Here is an 18053-nt window from a genome sequence, read left to right on the forward strand (position 1 = left end):
CCGGGGGGTATGAGAAGCGGAACCAATAATAATATTGGCACTGACATTCATCGACACACTATTGAGTTCTCAAAGAACACACGCACAAGCAGAACACCGTCAACGATTCGTTGAGGGTTCCGCTGGGCAGGGTTCAAACTTAACTCACGAACTCGACCGGACGCAAATCCGGTCAGCGTGAGCTGTACTACTTGATGTTGTCGGCGCTCATCGTCCAACCTCGTTGTCCCAGTACTCAGTACCGGGTCGGTGTCCGTGTCGCTCTGACTTGAATTAATTTACGTGTCCACAATTGCGATGTCAAATTCCCTAGTCAGACGGCGTTTCATGGCGTATGTCCGATCGGTAGCGTGCGTGAGCGACAAGGGAGGTCGGCGTGGTGAGTGTTCGGAAGTGGCGGTTTCGGCGGCTTGTCGTGGCCGGGCTGGTGGTCGCCGGCGGACTGGCGGTGGTGACGGCCGGGGCGAACGGGGTGATGTGGGCGTTGTCGTCCGGGCATCGCAGTGATGTGGCGGGTGCGCCGGAGGTGCCGGTGGTGATCGTGCCCGGAGCGAAGGTCGCCACGGACGGGACGCCGATGGCTTATCTGCGGGGGCGACTCGATGTCGCGATCGAGTTGGTGTCGGCGGGGAAGGCGCGCGGGATCCTCCTGTCCGGTGACGCGGGCGGCGCCTCGGGCGACGAGATCGCTGCGATGACTCGCTATCTCCTGGAGCACGGGATCGACCCGGCGATAGTGCGGTCCGATGGGGAGGGGCTGTCTACGCGGGCGACGTGCGAGCGGGCCAGGTCGGAGTTCGGGGTCGAGCGGGCGATCATCGTCAGTCAGTATCAGCATCTGCCGCGGGCGGTCGCGCTGTGCCGGGCGGCGGACATCGAGGCGGACGGGGTGGTGGCGTATTGCGAGTGCCGGCGGACCACTGCGGTGCGGAACAACGTCAGAGAGTGGTTGGCGGCGCCGAAGGCGGTTGTGGAGATGGTGTTCGGCTGAGCGTTCAGTGCCGGATGGCGCGGCGCCACCAGCTCCGCGGCACCGACCGGGCCGCCGGGGCGGTAGGCGCACGGTCCGATTCCGATCGTCCGTGCACCAGCGTTCGGCACAGCGCGCGCACTTCGTCGCGCAGCTCGTCGGGATCGCGGAAGCCCTCCCCCAGGGCGTACGACGCCGACTCGAGGCAGTAGGCCAGTTCGCTGAGTTCACTGCAGGCTCCCCCTGGGACGGCGGCGAGGTGGGACAGCAGCACGTGCGCGATCCGCGACGCCAACTCGGTGTCGAAGCTGTCTTCGGCCAGCAGAGCGGCCGTGTCCCGGCGTGCCCGGCGCAGCCGGACAGTGGCCTCGCGCGCGGCCCACGTCGACTCGGTGTCGGCGACGTGTCCGAGTTCAGCCAATGCGGCGCGGAAAAGAGCGGGGGCTTCGCGGGTGTCGGTGCAGTGCAGACAGGCGAGTTCGACAAGCGCGGGCGAATCGAGGTCGCGGGCGAGCGCCTCGGCGGCTACCAGCGACAGCTCCGCATCGGGCAGCTCGCCCACAGCGAAGCGGTCGGCCACGCGGTCGAGTTCGTTCATCCGGTCAGTGTGCGGCTCTGCTTCTGAACTGGTCAACGGCATTTGGCAGGGAAGGCGCGGGGATTCTGTTGTCGGGAAGCCGGCGGCGGCGTGGGTGACGATCGCCTCGATGAGGCGGTATCTCTGGCGCACGGGATCGACCCGGCGACAGCGGGTTCCGACAGGAGTGACTCCAGACGCGGGCCACGTGCGAGCCGGGCAGGTGGGAGTTCGGGATCGAGCGGGCAATCATCGTGAGTCGGCATCAGCATCAGCCGCACGTGGTCGCGCTGTGCCGGATCGGAGTGGCGGTGTATGCGAGTGCCGGCGGTCCACCGAGGTGCGGAACAACGTCAGGGAGTGGTTGGCGGTGCTGAAGGCGGTTGTGGGGATGGTGTTCGGCTCCCGCTAGGAGAGGTCGTCATCGTCCCGCAGCATCTCGGCGGGCATTCCGACGCGCAGGCGCCGGACGGAGGACTCCCGAGCCGTCCACGCGGCATCGAGGTCGGCGACCAGGCCGAGTTCGGCCATGGCCGTGCGGAACAGTGCGGCGGCGTCACGGGTGTCGGTGCGGTGCCGGCAGGCGAGCTCGACGAGAGCGGGCGAATCCAGGCCACGGGCCAGCGCCTCGGCAGCGACCATCGACAGCTCGGTCTCCGGCAGCTCGCCCACGGCGAAGAGATCGGCCGCGCGGTCGAGTTCGTTCACCCGGTCAGCGTGCGGCTCGGCGCCGAGGATGGTCAACGGAATATTCGGGGGCAGATGGCCGCGCTGCCGCCACGGCCTGGGCGGCTGTGCGAACCACCGGCGATGTCAGTACGGCTTGACATGGGGCGACCTTGTGGGATTCGGCTTGTCGGGCGAATCGGGAGGGGCTCGTCGGCTACTGAGTTAGCCTAACGACCAGTTTCCTACCAGACGGTAGAGCCGTCGTGGTTCGGGGCAGATCGTTTGAGGTACAACAGCTTTGACACACAGTGACCGGGTGGGTGTCCGATCGGGGACGCGTGCCGACACCGCCGAGATGGCGCGCGTGCTGGCTGCCGCTTTCGCGGACGACGACCCGATCGAGGACTACCTCTTTCCCGAGGAGAGTGTCCGCGCTCGACGGGCGCCGCGCATGTTGCGGGCGATGATCACCCACAGGTTCCTGCCGGCCGGCGGCGCCGAGGTCGCGCTCGTCGACGACCGGATCGTGGGTGTGCTGCTGTGGTATCCGGTGGGCTACCGGCCTGGCGGGATGCGCGAATTCCTCGGTGGACCAAGCTATCTCGTGGCGATGGGCGGCGCGGTGCGACGCGGTGTCGAGGTCGACGCGGCGATGGATCGTGCGGCTCCCGCCGAGCCGCACCTGTTCCACGTGTATCTGGGCACCGAGCCGGCGGCGCAGCGCACCGGGATCGGGCGTGCGCTGTACGACTCGCTCGTGCGGAAGGCCGATCGGCAGGGTGCGGCGCTGTGCGCGCTCTGCAAGGACGCCAACCTGAGCTACTACCGGGCCTGGGGGACGGAGCGCGTCGGTGCTGTCCGCCTCGGCGATTCGGGGCCTGAGCTGAACGTCATCGTTCGGCGTCCACATCCGGTCTGAGCAGGGCACGCGGCCACGGGGCCGCCCGCTTCGATCGATTCTTTCCTAGTTCGAGGGGACCGCTATGTCCGATATCGCCATTGTGGGGATCGGCTGCCGCTATGCCGGTGGCATCGATTCGCCGGAGTCGTTCTGGGACTTCGTGATCGAGAAGCGCGACGGGGTGCGTGAGATCCCGCCGGAGCGGTGGGACTGGCGGCGGTTCTATGACGCCGATCGACGTGCGCCGGGCCGGATGTACACCAAGCGCGCCGCGTTCATGACCGGTGATCCGTGGGCGTTCGATCCGGAGTTCTTCGGCATCTCGCCCCGTGAGGCCACGGTCATGGATCCGCAGCAGCGGCTGGTTCTCGAGGTCGCGTGGGAGGCGCTGGACGACGCGGGGCTGGCCGGGCGCAGCGCGGGCGCCTCGGTCGGGGTCTATGTCGGGGCGTTCACGCTCGATCAGCTGGTGGGCTCGGTCGGGCCCGCGCTGCCGCACGTGGACCTGCACACGGCCGTCGGGGTGTCGTACACGATGCTGTCGAACCGGATCGCCTACGCGCTCGATCTGAAAGGGCCTGCGGTGACGGTGGATACGGCGTGCTCGTCGTCGCTGGTCGCGCTGCATCTGGCGTGCCGGGCGATCGAGAGCGGTGACTGCGAGCTGGCGATCGCCGGCGGGGTGAATGTGATGGTGCAGCCGGAGACCTTCGTCACGATGTGCAAGGGCGGCTTCCTCGCCGCCGATGGGCGCAGCAAGCCGTTCGACGCGGCGGCCGACGGGTACGGGCGCGGAGAGGGCGCCGGGGTTGTCGTGCTGAAGACGCTCGCCGATGCCGAGCGCGATGGTGATCGGGTCTATGCGGTGGTCAAGGCAACCGGGACCAATCAGGACGGGCGGACCACCGCCATCACAGTTCCCAACGCGGACGCTCAGGAATCGTTGGCGCGCACAGTCATCCGCCGTTCCGGGATTGCGGCGACCGAGGTCAGCTATGTGGAAGCGCACGGGACCGGTACGCCGGTCGGTGACCCGCTGGAGCTGCGGGCCATCGGACGGGCCTACGGCGCGGGGCGCCCGGAACCGCTGCCGGTCGGTTCGTTGAAGGCGACGCTGGGCCACACCGAGGCGGCATCGGGCATCGCGGGTGTCATCAAGTCGGCGCTGGCAGTGCGGCATCGCATGATCCCGCCCCAAGGCTGGCTGGAGACGCCGAATCCCGATATCCCGTTCGAGGGGTGGGGAATTCGCGTGCAGACCGAGGCCGAGCCGGTCGCGGCCGAGGTGGAGCGGATGACGGTGGCGGTGAACGGTTTCGGGTACGGCGGCACGAACGCGCACGCGATTCTCCAGGAATATCGGCCGGACGCCGGGGCGGATCGCGCACCGGCGCATTTCGGGGTCATGCCGTTGTCGGCGCGGTCGGAAGCCGCGGTGCGGGAGCTGGCGCGTGGGGTCGCCGAGCGCATCGCCGACGGTGCTGACCCGGCGATGGTGGCGGAGGCGGCCTGGCGGCGGCGTCATCATCATCCGGTGCGGGCCGCTGTTCCGTTCGGCGACGACACCGCGCTGGTGCGGGGACTGATCGACCTGGCGACCGGATCGGGGCGGATCGGGCGGACGGTCGCCAAGCGTGCGACCGGGCCGGTGTACGTCTTCACGGGCATGGGGCCGCAGTGGTGGGGGATGGCGCGCGAATTGCTCACCGTCACCGCCGGCGGCCACGGCGTGCTACCCAGCCTCGGACCCACCGGCGCCGCGACCACCTCAGCGGTCGGTGTCTTCGCGGCGGAGGCACGGCGGATCGACGCGGAGTTCCGCGCTGTCGCGGGCTGGTCGATCATCGAGGAGCTGCTGCGGCCCGAAGCGGAGTCGCGGGTGACCAGCACCGAGGTTGCGCAACCGGCGACCTTTCTCGTCCAGGTCGCGCTGCACGCAGCCCTGCGGCGGTTCGGGATCGAGCCGGTGGCGGTGATCGGGCACAGCGTCGGCGAGGTCGCGGCGGCCTGCGTGACCGGTGTGCTGTCGCTGCGCGATGCGGTGCTGGTCAGTTTCCATCGTGCGCGGCTGCAGGCGACGACGGCGGGATCGGGTGGGATGCTCGCGGTGGGTCTCGGCCCCGAGGAGGCGGCACAGCTCGTCGACGGGGTGGATTCAGTCGATATCGCGGCGATCAACAGCGCGGGCGCCGTCACGTTGGCCGGTGCGGTCGACAGGCTCGACGAGATCGCTGAACTGCTCACCACTCGTGGTGTTTTCGCGCGACGGCTGCGGGTGGAGGTGCCGTACCACAGTGCGCTGATGGACCCGATTCTCGACGACCTGCGCGCCGCGCTCGCCGGGCTCACGGTCGCCGAACCCCGGATTCCGCTGTACTCCACGGTCACCGGCGAGGCGGTCGCGGGAGCGACGTGGGATGCCGAGTACTGGTGCGCGAACGTGCGCAGGCCGGTCCGCTTCGCCGACGCTGTCTCGGCCGCGATCAAGGCGGGGCATCGGGTGTTCGTGGAGGTCGGCCCGCATCCGGTGGTGGGAGCCAATATCCGGGAGACGCTGATCGGCGCCGGTGAGGCGGGTACCACCGTCGCCACCCTGCGCCGCGATCGCACCGATGGGGAGAGTCTGCGCCAGGTGCTGGCCGATCTCTATGCGGCCGGTGCGCTCGACATCGAGCGGCTGTTCGCCGACGTGCCGGGTCCCACACCGCATGTCGATCTGCCTCGGTATCCGTGGCAGCGCACCCGATTGCGATCGGAACTGCCCGAGCTGCGGTTGTCCCGGCACGGCACGCCGGGGGCGCCGCCCATGCTCGGCGACCGGCTGCCCGAGGACCCCGCGACGTGGCGGTTGCACGTCTCGATCGCGGCGCAACCGTGGCTGGCCGATCACGTGGTGGGCGGGATGACCATCCTGCCCGGTGCGGGATATCTCGACGCGGCGCTCAGCGCGGCCGCGGTCAGGTCGGAGTCCGCGCAGGTCGGGCTGGAGGGGGTGCGGTTCGTCGCGCCGCTGGTAGTGAACAGCGGGACCGCGCCGGTGGTCGATCTGCACCTGGAGGAGTCGACCGGGCGGTTCACGATCCGTTCGCGGGGCGCCGCAGGCACGGTCTGGACGGTGCACGCGACGGGCCGTGTGGTCGAGGGCGGGTACTCCCCCGTCACCGCCGAGGTACCCGACGCGGAGGCGCTGACGCCGGTCGAGCCCGCCGACTTCTACGCGGGGCTGGCCGCGGCGGGATTGGACTACGGTCCGGACTTCCGGCGGGTCACCTCGATCGCGTTGGGATCGGCGATGGTGGTCGCGCGCGTGGACGGCGGAATCGGTGCGAGCGCCGGGTATCTCGCGCATCCGGCGGTCGTGGACGCGGCGTTGCAAGCCGTCGCCGCGCTGCTGGCCGGACAGGCGCGAGAGGGCACGATGGTGCCGGTCGGGGTGCGGTCGGTGTCCCGCCTCGCGCCGCTGCCCGCCGAGGTCACCGTGCTCGCAAGGCTGCGCGGGGACTCCGTCGCCGACATCGACCTGGTCGATGCCGAGGGCAGAGTGTGTCTGCGGCTCAGCGGAGTTCAGTTCGGTTCGCTGACCCCGCGCGGCGGGCCGCTGCAACGGATGACCGACCTCTTCTACGAGGAGCGCTGGGAGTTGCGTGAGCCCGTCGACACGGCAGGCCTGCCCGGTGGCGACGGCCTGTACAGCCTGGTGCTCGGTTTCGGTGCCGGGATCGAACACCGCCTCGAACAGGTGCGCAAGGCGGTCTCCGTCGACGGTGCCGAATCCGGCTTCCTCCCAGTGGATCTCGACGACGGCGAGCTGGCCACGCGGCTGACGCGACGGCTGCGCGACATCGTCGCGCTCGACCAGGTGCGGCGCGTGCACGTCTGTGTGGTGCCGGGCGCGGCGGAGGACGTCACGGCGCTGTGGGCCCTGCGCGAGATCGCGGTGACGCTCGAGCGGTTCCTCGACGAACGCTGTGCCGAGCTTGGCGTCGACCTGCCGATGACCGGTGACGGATCGCTGCACGTCACCGTCCTCAGCGCGCACGCCTACGCCCACCCCGCCGACCCGACCGCACCCGATCCCGGCCAGGCCGCGATCGCGGGGGCACGGCGGGTGCTGCTCAACGAGCAGCCGAGGTTGCGGTGGCGGCTGATCGATGTCGACGCGGAGGTGACGGCGGCCGAACTCGCCGCCGAACTCGCGGTGCCGGGGGCGTTCACCTACGACCTCAGCGACGAGGTCGTGCTCCGCAACGGTCTGCGGTGGACGACCGTGGTCGAACGCTCGCTGTCACGACGGCTCGACACGCTCGACACCGCGGCGCCGCTCGCCGATCCCGAGGCGAATTTCGCGCTGGAGGTGCCGCCGTCGCGGACCTTCGCAAGGCTGGGGTGGCGGCGCTGTGAGCGGCGGGCGCCCGGCGCGGGCGAGGTCGAGGTGCGGATGCTCGCGGTGGGGCTCAACTACAAGGACGCGCTGAAGGTGATCGGCGTGCTCGGTGAGCGCGAGCTGGCGCCCACGTATTTCGGGACGGTGCCCGGTATGGAGGGGGCGGCACGGGTGGTCCGGGTCGGTCCCGGCGTCACCGGATTCGCGGTCGGCGACACGGTGGTGCTGACCTCCAAGGGCATGGTGGCGCGCTTTCACACCACCGACGCCGATCTGCTCGCACATGTCGACCCGGCGACCGAGCCAGGCCGCTGCACCAGCGGCACGGCCTTCGCCACCGCCGAGCACTCGCTCCTGGAACTGGCCCGTATCCGGCCGGGTGAGACGGTGCTGGTGCACGGCGCCGCGGGCGGTGTCGGGACCGCGGCGGTGCAGATCGCCAAGGGGCACGGGGCCGTTGTCATCGGGACCGCGAGTACCGACGAGCGGCGGGCGAAGGTCCGCGCCGACGGCGCCGACCACGTGCTCGGTTCGCGCTCACTCACCCTGGTCGACGAGGTGCTCGCGCTCACCGACGGACGTGGCGTCGACGTGATCCTCAGTACCGCGCCGGGCGAGCTCCAGCGCCAGAACTTCACCATGGTCGCCGAATTCGGGCGCATCGTCGAGATCGGCAAGGCCGACATCTACGCGGGCGGCGTGCTCGACCTGTCGGCCTTCGACAAGAACATCGCCTACCACTCCTTCGATCTGGACCGGATGGCGCGGGTGCGGCGCGACGATGTGCTCGCCCTGATCCGGCGGATCAACGCCCGGCTCGACGAGGGCACCTACCGGCCGCTGCCGTTCACCTACTACGGCACCGCCGAGGTGGGCCAGGCGTTCGAGGCCGTGGCGCGCTCCACCGGTGGCGGCCGGGTGGCGCTGGATCTCACCGAGACCGAGCCGTCGGTGCGACCGCTGCTGCCGCAGGTGCGCGTCGACGCGGACGCCGAATACCTGATCACCGGCGGTTTCGGCGCGTTCGGCCTGGCGACCGGCCGATGGCTGGTGGGCAAGGGTGCGCGGCGGTTGACTTTGCTCGGGCGCGGCGGCGCTCGCACCGAGGCGGCCCGCGCGCAACTCGCGGCCTGGGCCGAGCAGGGTGTCACCGTGACGGCCGAACAGGTCGACATCACCGACGCCGACGCCGTGGCCGCGGTGATCGCCCGCGCGCACCGACCCTCGACGCCGTTGCGAGGGGTGTTCCACACGGCCGGCGTCATCGACGACCACCGCGCCACGGCCATGGACCAGGACAGCCTGGCCACGGTGTACCGGCCGAAGGTGGACGGGATGCGGGCGCTGGTCGCCGGGCTGGACGCGGTGGGCGCGCGGCTCGACCACTTCGTGCTGTACTCCTCGGGCTCGGCGATGTTCGGCGCCGTCGGCCAATTCGCCTACACCGCGGCCAATTCCGCCCTCCACGCCTACGCCGACGCGGTGACCAGGGCGGGTGGAGTCGCGCTCGCGGTCGGCTGGGGGCACATGTCCGGCGGCGGGATGGCGGCCGCGGACGAGAACATCGCCCGCTATCTGCGGACCACCGGCTTCGACTCCTTCGACATGGACGAGGGCACCGGCTACCTCGAACAGGCCCTGCGCCTGGGCGTCACGCACGCGGTGCTCATGCCGATCGACTGGTCCAAGGTGGCCGCGACCGCGCCGTTCTTCGCGCAGACCGGGCGGCTCGCCGAGCAGATCGCCGCGGCGACACAGGACGATTCGGCGGCCGCGCGCCTGCGCACCGAACTCGCCGCGCTCGACGCCGACAAGCGCGGCGAGGTGGTCGCCTACCTGCTGGCCGAACACCTGGCGCAGGTGATGGGTGTCGCCGCGGACACCATCGACCTGACGGTGCCGGTGCCCGAACTCGGCCTGGACTCGCTGATGGCGGTGGAATTCGGTGCGATGGTGACGAAATCGCTCGGCATCGACCTGATGACGATGAACATGGGCCGCTCGTTCAGCCTCGAACAGGCCGGTGCGCGGGTCGCCGCGGTGCTGGTCGGCGAGGCGACGGCATGAGCGAATCCGCCCGCGACCTGGCCAGGAAACTGCTGAACGGCTCGGTGCCCTCGCCCGCGCCTGTCGCCCGCCGGCGTGGTCCCGGCCGCCAGTTCGCCGATCACCCCGAGGTGGCGGCGATGGCCCGCAAGCGCGAGCTGATCGCGCAGACGCACGCGCGGTTCGACATGCCGAACCCGGTGTTCCTGCTGCGCGAGAGTCCCAACGACACCGTGATCCGGTGGCAGGGCGGGGAACTGGTCAATTTCAGCGCCTACAACTACCTCGGGCTGGCCAATCATCCGAAGGTGATCCAGGCCGCCAAGGACGCGCTCGACACCTACGGCGCGTCCGCGTCGGCCTCGCGGATCATCGCCGGCGAGATCCCGCTCTACAGCGAGCTCGAGCAGCGGCTCGCCGGGATGTACGAGGTGGGCGACGCCCTGGTGTCCACCAGCGGCTACCTCACCAACGCGGGGGTGATCGGCTTCCTGCTCGGCGGTGGCGATGTCGCCGTCTGCGACTCGCTGATCCACCGCAGCGTCAGCTCGGGGGTGCGGTGGTCGGGCGCTCGACAGCTGACGTTCCGGCACAACGACCCCGACTCGCTGCGCTCGGTTCTGCGGATGGCGCGCGGCGAATTCGACCGCGCGCTCGTGGTGCTCGAGGGCCATTACAGCATGGACGGCGCGATCGGCCGCGTCGCCGAGATCGCCGCGGTGGCCAGGGAATTCGACTGCGCGGTGCTGGTCGACGAGGCGCATTCGCTGGGGGTGTTCGGCGCGAGGGGCCGCGGGGTCCGCGAGCACTTCGACCTGCCCGGCGACGCGGTCGACCTCTGGATGGGCACCCTGTCCAAGGCGCTGGGCAGCTGCGGCGGTTTCCTCGCCGGCGACGCCGAGCTGATCGGGGCGATGAAATTCGCCGCGCCCGGGGTGTCGACGCTCAGCGGCGGGCCCGCGCCGTCGACCATCGCCGCCGCGTCGGCCGCGCTCGACGTCCTCGACGCCGAACCGCAGCGGCTGACCCGCCTGTGGGCCAATGCCCGGCTGTTCCACGCGCTGCTCACCGAGCTCGGACTGGACCTCGGGGTGTCGGAGGGCACGCCGATCTGCCCGGTCCTCGTTCCCGAGGAGCACCGGGCCGGGTACGTCGCGTCGCGGCTGCTGCAGCACGGGATCTACGCGGGCTCGATCACCCCGCCCGCGGTGCCGGTCGGCAGCGAGCGGCTGCGCTTCTTCCTGACCTCCGAGCACACGACGGACCAACTGCGTTACGCCGCTGCTCAACTGGGCGAAGCGGTCGCCGACGCGCGGGAGCTCCCCGGCCTCACCGGCTGACGCGCGCCTCGGGGTGGCGTGCCAGGGGGAACGCGATCGCGTAGCGTGTTCGGGGTTGTCAGCATGATGGCCGACGGATTGAGGTGCTTCGTGGGCGGATCCGAGCACGCTGCGCGGCTCGTACGTTTCTGGCAGACCGTGGAACTGTTCGGTCCGCATCGAGTTCCCGACGTCGGCGCGCTGCCCGACGCCGGTCTCGTCGTCGAGCTGGCGGCCGACGAGCCGGCGCCGTGGGAGGACCTCGCCGCCCTGCCCGACGCGCAGAGCGGGCGGGTGTGGCAGTTCGTGGTGTTCGGCGGCCTCTTCGGCATCGGGCGGGCGCGCGAGGCGCTGGTCCGGGCGTTCGGCGAGGACCGGCTCGAGACCGATGCCCGGCGGGCCGGGACGACGGCCGCCTTCGCGGTGACGCTCACCGAGGACGGCGTGGTGGTCCGGGATTCGGCGCGGCTGTCGGGCCTGGCGTGGGCGGTCAACCGGTTGCGCTCGCCCGGACCGGCCGACAGCGGCTGGGTCGACGGATTCGACTCCGACTCTGCGGCTTTCACCGCGGCCTTCGACACGCTGACCAGAGAGGCCGCGCTCGAGGACGCTGACACGCCGCAGCCACCGCGCTGGCGGGCACTCGACATGGCGGGCCGCGGGGTCGGGGCCTCCCTGCTGGCCGCGGGCGGGGTCATCTCACCTGGTTTGGCGGGGATGTCGGCGCAGGCCTTCGCCGAACGGCTGCTGCCCCGCGACCCCGAGGAGCCGGTCGAGGCGCCGCGGCTCAGCGGTCGTGATCTCCAGACGTTCACCGGCGAACTGTGCTCGGCTCTCGGTATCCGCTCCGAACTGCGCGCGGGTGGCGTGCGGGTGGCGTGCCTGCAGGTGCCCGCGCGCGATGCCGAGAACGTCGCCGCGCAGGACCGGCTCAACAGCGGCCTCACCGATGACCTCGCCCGGTTGGCCGCCGCGGTGGAGCGCGGCGACATCGGTGACGCGCTGCGGGACTACCTCGCGGCCACGCAGTCACTGCCCGTCGAAGATCGGATCGACGTGCGCGACCGGCAGGATGTCGTCGTCGAAGGGCTGCTCCCCCAACGGATTCCGGACGGGCGCTGGCCGGGTGACCCGCTCGTGTCGGGCCAGCAGTTCGCCGTCGACCAGGCCATGACCGAATTGCGGGACGGCGCCGGGATTTTCGCGGTCCACGGCGCGCCGGGAACAGGGACCACGACGATGCTGCGCGATCTGCTCGCCGGCATCGTCGTCGAGCGCGCCGCGCAGCTGGCCTCGTTCGACGATCCGCTGGCGGTGTTCACGGGGGTCACCGAGCAGGTGCGGATCGCCAAGAACTACACGGTCGGCGCGCATCGGCTCGCGCCCGAGGTCACCGGATTCGAGGTGGTGCTGAGCACCGGCGGTGAGCAGGCCGCGGCGCAGGTGGTCACCGAGATCCAGCGACGCGACGCCGTCGACGGGACGGTCGATCATTTCGGCGAGCTCGCCGATCTGCTCGGTGACGAACCCGCGTGGGGCCTGGTCGCGGCCGCGCTGGGCGAGAACCGGCGGACCTTCGGCGAACGCTTCTGGTTCGGCGAGCGCTTCGCCACCGAACGCAAGATCAGCGCGACCACCAGCGGCATGCTCGACCTCCTCAAACACGCCGAGGCCGAATCGGATTCGGTGCCCGACTGGGCCGCCGCCGTCGCCGACTTCGCCGGGCGGCGCGCGGAGGTGCACAGGTTGGCGCAGGAACGCCAGGACGTCGCCGACGCCGTCGCCGAACTGCCAGGGACGCACGAGCGGTTACAGGCGCTGTCCGCCGACATCGCGAACGCCGATACCGCGCACGCGCATTGGCGGGAACGGCATCAGCTCGCCACCGAACACCTGCGGGCCGCGCAGGCGACGCACCACCGGGTGGGCAAGCTGCTCGGCGAACACGGTGGGCAGAAGCCGGAATTCCTCACCTCGCTGTCGACGGGATTCCAGGCGGGGCGACGGTGGAGCACCCGCAGCAACGAGCTGCTGCGGGAACGGCACATCGCCGAATCGGAGATGCGGCGACGCCAGGCCGAGGTCGAGTACACGCGCGAACAGTGGGCCCAGGCCGCCGAGCACGGACGCGCGCTCATCCGCGATCATCTGGCGTTGACCGAGCGGCGGGCCGCCGCCATCGAGGTCATCGAGCGGGCACGCGAGCACTGGTCGCACACCATCCCCTTCGGTGACGTCGCGGCCGACGACGAGCAGTTCCAGCTCTGCAATCCGTGGGCCGACGAGCAGTACGCGACCGCGCGCCGGGAACTGTTCCTGGCCGCGCTGCGGCTGCATCGCGCGTTCCTGCTCACCGCGGCACCCCGTGTGCGCGACAACCTGATCGTCGCGATCGCCCTGATCCGCGGCGACCTGGCCGAGGAACCCAAGCCCGAGACCGTGGCCGCCGCCTGGCAGACGCTGTTCCTCGCGGTGCCGATGATCGCGACGACCTTCACCGCGATGCCACGCCTGTTCGCCGGGCTCGGCCGGGAGGCGCTGGGCTGGCTGTTCGTCGACGACGCAGGGCAGGCGGCGCCGCAGTCGGTGGCCGGTGGCGTGTGGCGGGCGCGGCGTGCGGTGATCGTGGGCGATCACCGCCAGCTGGGACCGGCGCAGACGCTGCCGACCTCGGCACAGGAGGCGCTCGTGCGGCAGTTCGGGCTGGACCGCGAGTGGATGCCGGATCTGGCCTCGGCGCGGCGGGCCGCCGATCGCGGCGTGCGCCACGGCACCTGGCTGACCCCGGCCGACACGGCCGAGCCCGTCTGGGTCGGGACGCCGCTGCGGGTGCATCGGCGCAGTGACCTGCCGATCTTCGAGCTCACCCATCGGCTCGCCTACGACGACGACCTGCTCGTCTTCGGCACCCCGGAACGGCCGGAGTTCCCCGGGCAGAACCGGTGGATCGACGTCAGATCCGCACGGGCTGAAGGGAACTGGATACCCGGTGAAGGCGAGGCCCTCGCCGAACTGCTCGGCGAGCTGGCCGAGGACGGCGTCGCCGCAGGCGACATCAGGGTGCTCAGCCCGTTCCGCGATGTCGCGCACGGCGCCAGGGAGGTGGCGCACGCGGTGTTCGGGCCCGAGTTCGCCGCGAACCAGGTGGGGACCGTCCATGGGATGCAGGGGAATTCGGCCGAGGTGATCGTGCTGATCCTGGGCACCTCCCCCGCCGCGGGCGGGTCCCGGCGGTGGGCCGCGGCCGATCCGAGTGTGCTCAACGCGGCCGTCTCGCGGGCGCGGCGGCGGGTGTATGTGATCGGAAATTACCGATTGTGGAGCAGCCAGCGATATTTCGACGATCTCGCCGCCCACTGGCCGGTCCGGGTCGAGCCTGCGCGTCAAGCGGTCAGCCGGTAGAAACGCCAGAAGCCGAAGTCCTCGATCGGGAGCACCTCGACGGTGGTGAATCCGGCCTTCTCCGCGTACTCGGTGAGGGTGGCCTGCCGCATGACCGTGCCGGTGCCCGCCGATTTCGGGTGCGCCTTGCCGTCGGGCAGGCAGATCAGCAGGCTGAACCCGTACATCAGCCGGTCGATATCGCTTGCCGGAGCGGTGAATTCCGGGGCGACGGCCTCGTCCATGATGATCACCGCGCCGCCGGGGCGCAGGGACCTGCGCATGGCGGTCAGCACCTCCACCGGGTGCGGCATGTCGTGCAGGCATTCGAAGGCGAAGGCGGCGTCGTAGGTGGATTCCGGCAGGTCCTTCGCGGCGTCGGCGTGCTCGAAACGAACGCGGTCGGCCAGGTCGCGGGCGTTGTCGCGGGCCATGGCCACCGAGGGCGGGTCGATGTCGTAGCCGTCGATGGACAGTTCCGGATAGGCGCGGGCCAGCGCGATCGACGACCAGCCGCCGCCGGAACCGATGTCGGCGGCCCGCGCGCCGGACCTCGACAGCAGCGCGTGCACGTCCTCGATGCCGGCCAGCGCGTCCGCCAGGCGGTGCTCGAACCAAGGCCGGTTCATGTCGGATTGCGATTCGCGCATGTCGGCGCCGTATTCGGACCAGCCGACCCCGCCGCCGTCGCGATAGGCGCGGACCAGAGCGGGCAGCTGGACGGCGGCGCCGGCGAACATCCGGGCCAGCGGGGCCAGATAGTCGAGACTGTTCGGGTCGGTGAGCACCTCGGCGGCGCCGGCGGGCAGCCGGAACTTGCCGTCGTCGACCACCAGGATCCCGGTCGCGGCCTGCTGCTCGAGCCACTCCCGCGCATAGCGCGGATCGCCACCGGCGCGGCGGGTCAGCTCGACCGCGTCGGCGGGACCGCCCTCGGACAACGCGCGGTACCAGCCGAGCCGATCGCCGAGATGCACGGCGAGAATGTCGACGGCGCCCAGCGCGGCACCGAACAACCGCTCGGCGACCTGCCCACTGGTCGGCTCCGCTGCACTCATCGCGATCCTCCTCGATCCGTTGTCACGAACTACGGGTCACGCGGCCGAATGGTTCAGCCACGATTCGATCACCGGCATATCCATTGCCGAGCGTTTGCGGAACACTGATGGTCGCGTGTGTTCCAGGATCGGAGTCATCATGAGAGCAGTCTCATTACTCGGATCGGCCGCTTGCGCCGCGATTGCTCTCGCCATCGCCTTGCCGACGGAAGCCAGCGCTGATCCGATCACCGACCTGCTGTGCAACAGCGGATCGAGTCAGTTCTGCCCGCCGCCACCACCGCCGCCCGGCGGGGACTGTCACTCGTCGTACGACCCGTGCGTCCCGATCACCAGTGACGTGGATTGCGCGGGCGGCGGCGGGAACGGGCCCGCGTACACCGGCAGGGTTCGGGTCATCGGGCCCGATGACTACGGGCTCGACGACGACAACGATGGGATCGGGTGCGAAACCAGCTGAAGCGTCCAGCGAATCAGCTGGAGCGCGCCCTACGGTGAATCGAACAGCAGCGCACCGGATTCCACCGTGGAACCGGTGGTGCCGCTGGTGATCGAATCCTTCGCGGAGTCCATGACGACGATCGGGCAGATCGGCGAGTAGCCGGTCTTCGCGATCTCGGTGGGGTCGAAGGTGACGATCGGGGCGCCCGCGACGACCTCATCGCCCTCGGCGGCCAGGAGTTCGAAACCCTCGCCTTTGAGCTTGACCGTGTCGATGCCCAGGTGGACCAGCACGCCCGCGCCACCGCCGAAGACCACGAAGGCGTGCGGGTGCAGCTTCAGGATCTTGCCCGCGATCGGGGCTGTCACGGTGAGGGTGCCCCGGGTGCGGTCGGGGTCGATGGCGACGCCGGAGCCGACGATCTGACCGGCGAAGACCGGGTCGGGGACGTCGGCGAGGGCGACGACCTTGCCCGCCAGGGGTGCGAGGACGGGGACGCTCACAGGATGTCCTCGATGTCCTCGGCGAGGGTGTCCGCCTCGGGGCCGACGACGACCTGCACAACGGTGCCCGACTTGAGGACGCCGTGCGCGCCCGCCGCCTTGAGCGCGGCCTCGTCGACCTTGCCGCCGTCCTTCACCTCGGTGCGCAACCGGGTGATGCAGGCCTCGATCTCGACGATGTTCTCCGCGCCGCCCAGACCCTTGACGATCGCTTCCGCTTTGGACATGTGTTCTCCCTTTCCGCGGTGGTTGCCGGTTCCAGTATGGGAGCCTCGAATGTGCGCCACGTCATATTTCGCGGTTGACATCCGGCAGCCACCTGGTCAAACTTACAACTGGTTATGACCGGACAGTACCCGTCAGGGTGACCGGTTCACAACAGTTACCCCGGACAGGCCCGCACGTCTCTCCGGCTCGCCGAGACCGCCGGAGCACCCGGCACGAAGAAGGTCGACATGACTGCCGTTACCGACAGCCCCAAGCAAGAATCGAAGGTGTTCGCGGGATTGCAGCGCCTGGGTCGCAGCCTCATGCTGCCGATCGCGGTGCTCCCCGCGGCGGGCATCCTGCTGCGGATCGGCCAGGACGATCTACTCGGCCGGTTCTCCGCGCTGGAGAGCACCGCCGCGGTGATCTCGGCGGCGGGGCAGGCCGTGTTCACCTGGCTGCCGCTGATCTTCGCGGTCGGCATCGCCATCGGCTGGGCCAAGAAGGCCGACGGGTCGACGGCGCTGGCCGCTGTCGTCGGTTACATGGTGATCAACGGTGTCTTCGAGGCGATGTCGCCGATCGTGCTGGAAGGCAAGACCGATCCGAAGGGCGCGCAGGCGCTGATCAACTACGGCGTGCTCGGCGGCATCGTGATGGGCCTGCTCTCGGCGATGCTGTGGCAGCGGTTCTACCGCACGAAACTGCCCGACTTCCTCGGCTTCTTCAACGGCAGGCGGCTGGTGCCGATCCTGACCGCGGTGACCGGTCTCGTCGTCGGCGTCGGCATGGCGTTCATCTACCCGGCCTTCAATTCCGCGCTCACCTGGGTGGGTGAGACCGTCGCCGACAACACCGTCATCGGTGGCGGCATCTACGGCGCGGCCAACCGCCTGCTCATCCCGACCGGCCTGCACCACATCCTGAACTCGACGGTGTGGTTCCTCGTCGGCGACTACACCGACGCCTCCGGCCAGCTCGTGCGCGGTGACCTCAACCGGTTCTTCGCCGGCGACCCGACCGCGGGCACCTTCATGACCGGCTTCTTCCCGATCATGATGTTCGCGCTGCCCGCCGCCGCGCTGGCGATCTGGCGCAACGCGCGCCCCTCGCAGAAGAAGCTGGTCGGCGGCATCATGCTCTCCACCGGGCTGACCGCGTTCGTCACCGGCATCACCGAGCCGCTCGAGTTCTCGTTCATGTTCGTGGCGTGGCCGCTGTACGTGGTGCACGCGATCCTGACAGGCACGTCGATGGCGCTGGTGAACGCGCTGGGCATCCACGACGGTTTCACGTTCTCGGCGGGCGCGATCGACTACCTGCTCAACTTCGGCAAGGCGACCGACGCGTGGCTGCTGATCCCGATCGGGCTCGGCTACGCGGTGATCTACTACCTGCTGTTCAGCTTCGTGATCAAGAAGTGGAACCTGCGCACGCCCGGTCGCGAGGCCGAAACCGATGACGAGGTCGGCGCGAACGGCGACGCGGTGGCCGAAGCCGACCCCGCGCCCGCGGTGACCGGCGATACTCGGACCGAGACGCCGACGGTCACGGAGGCCGAGGCGAAGCCGGACAAGAAACTGGAAGGTGAGTGAG

At 70.1% G+C, this 18053-nt stretch carries 13 protein-coding genes; 7 read left to right on the plus strand and 6 right to left on the minus strand.

Going from position 1 to position 18053, the window contains the following annotated elements; all coding sequences use genetic code 11:
* Positions 1 to 379: 379 nt before the first annotated feature.
* Positions 380 to 991 (plus strand): ElyC/SanA/YdcF family protein, encoded by a 612-nt coding sequence (locus AB0H56_RS28515; protein ID WP_357168856.1) that lies wholly within the window; start codon positions 380 to 382, stop codon positions 989 to 991.
* A gap of 4 nt (positions 992 to 995) precedes the next feature.
* Here the strand turns inward: AB0H56_RS28515 and AB0H56_RS28520 are convergent, their stop codons facing one another.
* The gene (locus AB0H56_RS28520; protein WP_357168858.1) at positions 996 to 1568 is read right to left on the minus strand and encodes a hypothetical protein; all 573 of its coding nucleotides are present in this window, start codon (positions 1566 to 1568) and stop codon (positions 996 to 998) included.
* A gap of 387 nt (positions 1569 to 1955) precedes the next feature.
* On the minus strand, positions 1956 to 2255 hold the full coding sequence (locus AB0H56_RS28525) for a hypothetical protein (RefSeq protein ID WP_357168860.1): 300 nt from the start codon (positions 2253 to 2255) through the stop codon (positions 1956 to 1958).
* A 316-nt stretch (positions 2256 to 2571) separates the two neighbouring features.
* Between AB0H56_RS28525 and AB0H56_RS28530 the strand changes: the two genes are divergently transcribed.
* The 4 genes from AB0H56_RS28530 (at position 2572) to AB0H56_RS28545 (ending at position 14268) form a co-directional block, all read left to right on the plus strand.
* Entirely contained in the window at positions 2572 to 3135 is a 564-nt protein-coding gene (locus AB0H56_RS28530; RefSeq protein ID WP_357168862.1) for a GNAT family N-acetyltransferase, read from the plus strand.
* Positions 3136 to 3199: 64 nt separating this feature from the next.
* A complete protein-coding gene (locus tag AB0H56_RS28535) occupies positions 3200 to 9568 on the plus strand; it encodes an SDR family NAD(P)-dependent oxidoreductase (protein WP_357168863.1) in 6369 nt (2122 codons plus the stop codon).
* Positions 9565 to 10887, plus strand: coding sequence for an aminotransferase class I/II-fold pyridoxal phosphate-dependent enzyme (locus tag AB0H56_RS28540; protein WP_357168865.1), 1323 nt, complete (start codon positions 9565 to 9567; stop codon positions 10885 to 10887). Before AB0H56_RS28535 ends, AB0H56_RS28540 begins: the two co-directional genes overlap by 4 nt.
* A 90-nt stretch (positions 10888 to 10977) precedes the next feature.
* The gene (locus AB0H56_RS28545; RefSeq protein ID WP_357168867.1) at positions 10978 to 14268 is read left to right on the plus strand and encodes an AAA domain-containing protein; all 3291 of its coding nucleotides are present in this window, start codon (positions 10978 to 10980) and stop codon (positions 14266 to 14268) included.
* Here AB0H56_RS28545 and AB0H56_RS28550 read toward each other — a convergent pair.
* Together AB0H56_RS28550 and AB0H56_RS28555 are read right to left on the minus strand one after the other, a co-directional pair.
* Positions 14250 to 15305 carry a methyltransferase domain-containing protein gene (locus AB0H56_RS28550; protein ID WP_357168869.1) on the minus strand — a complete coding sequence of 352 codons (1056 nt, stop codon included), beginning with the start codon at positions 15303 to 15305 and terminating at the stop codon, positions 14250 to 14252. The genes AB0H56_RS28545 and AB0H56_RS28550 overlap by 19 nt on opposite strands.
* Before the next feature lie 36 nt (positions 15306 to 15341).
* Positions 15342 to 15536, minus strand: coding sequence for a hypothetical protein (locus AB0H56_RS28555; RefSeq protein WP_357169008.1), 195 nt, complete (start codon positions 15534 to 15536; stop codon positions 15342 to 15344).
* Between AB0H56_RS28555 and AB0H56_RS28560 the strand changes: the two genes are divergently transcribed.
* The gene (locus AB0H56_RS28560; protein ID WP_357168984.1) at positions 15445 to 15765 is read left to right on the plus strand and encodes a hypothetical protein; all 321 of its coding nucleotides are present in this window, start codon (positions 15445 to 15447) and stop codon (positions 15763 to 15765) included. The two genes, AB0H56_RS28555 and AB0H56_RS28560, sit on opposite strands and share 92 nt — an antisense overlap.
* 29 nt (positions 15766 to 15794) lie before the next feature.
* Here AB0H56_RS28560 and AB0H56_RS28565 read toward each other — a convergent pair whose 3' ends face one another.
* Complete coding sequence (locus tag AB0H56_RS28565) at positions 15795 to 16250, minus strand: PTS glucose transporter subunit IIA (RefSeq protein ID WP_357168871.1); 456 nt, start codon at positions 16248 to 16250, stop codon at positions 15795 to 15797.
* Positions 16247 to 16477 carry a PTS glucose/sucrose transporter subunit IIB gene (locus AB0H56_RS28570; RefSeq protein ID WP_280346384.1) on the minus strand — a complete coding sequence of 77 codons (231 nt, stop codon included), beginning with the start codon at positions 16475 to 16477 and terminating at the stop codon, positions 16247 to 16249. Before AB0H56_RS28570 ends, AB0H56_RS28565 begins: the two co-directional genes overlap by 4 nt.
* 228 nt (positions 16478 to 16705) lie before the next feature.
* On the opposite strand from AB0H56_RS28570, the gene AB0H56_RS28575 reads away from it, so the two are divergent.
* Positions 16706 to 18052 (plus strand): PTS transporter subunit EIIC, encoded by a 1347-nt coding sequence (locus AB0H56_RS28575; protein WP_357168873.1) that lies wholly within the window; start codon positions 16706 to 16708, stop codon positions 18050 to 18052.
* Position 18053 lies beyond the last annotated feature (1 nt).

The organism is Nocardia sp. NPDC050717 (assembly GCF_040654275.1).
Classification (GTDB): Bacteria; Actinomycetota; Actinomycetes; order Mycobacteriales; family Mycobacteriaceae; genus Nocardia.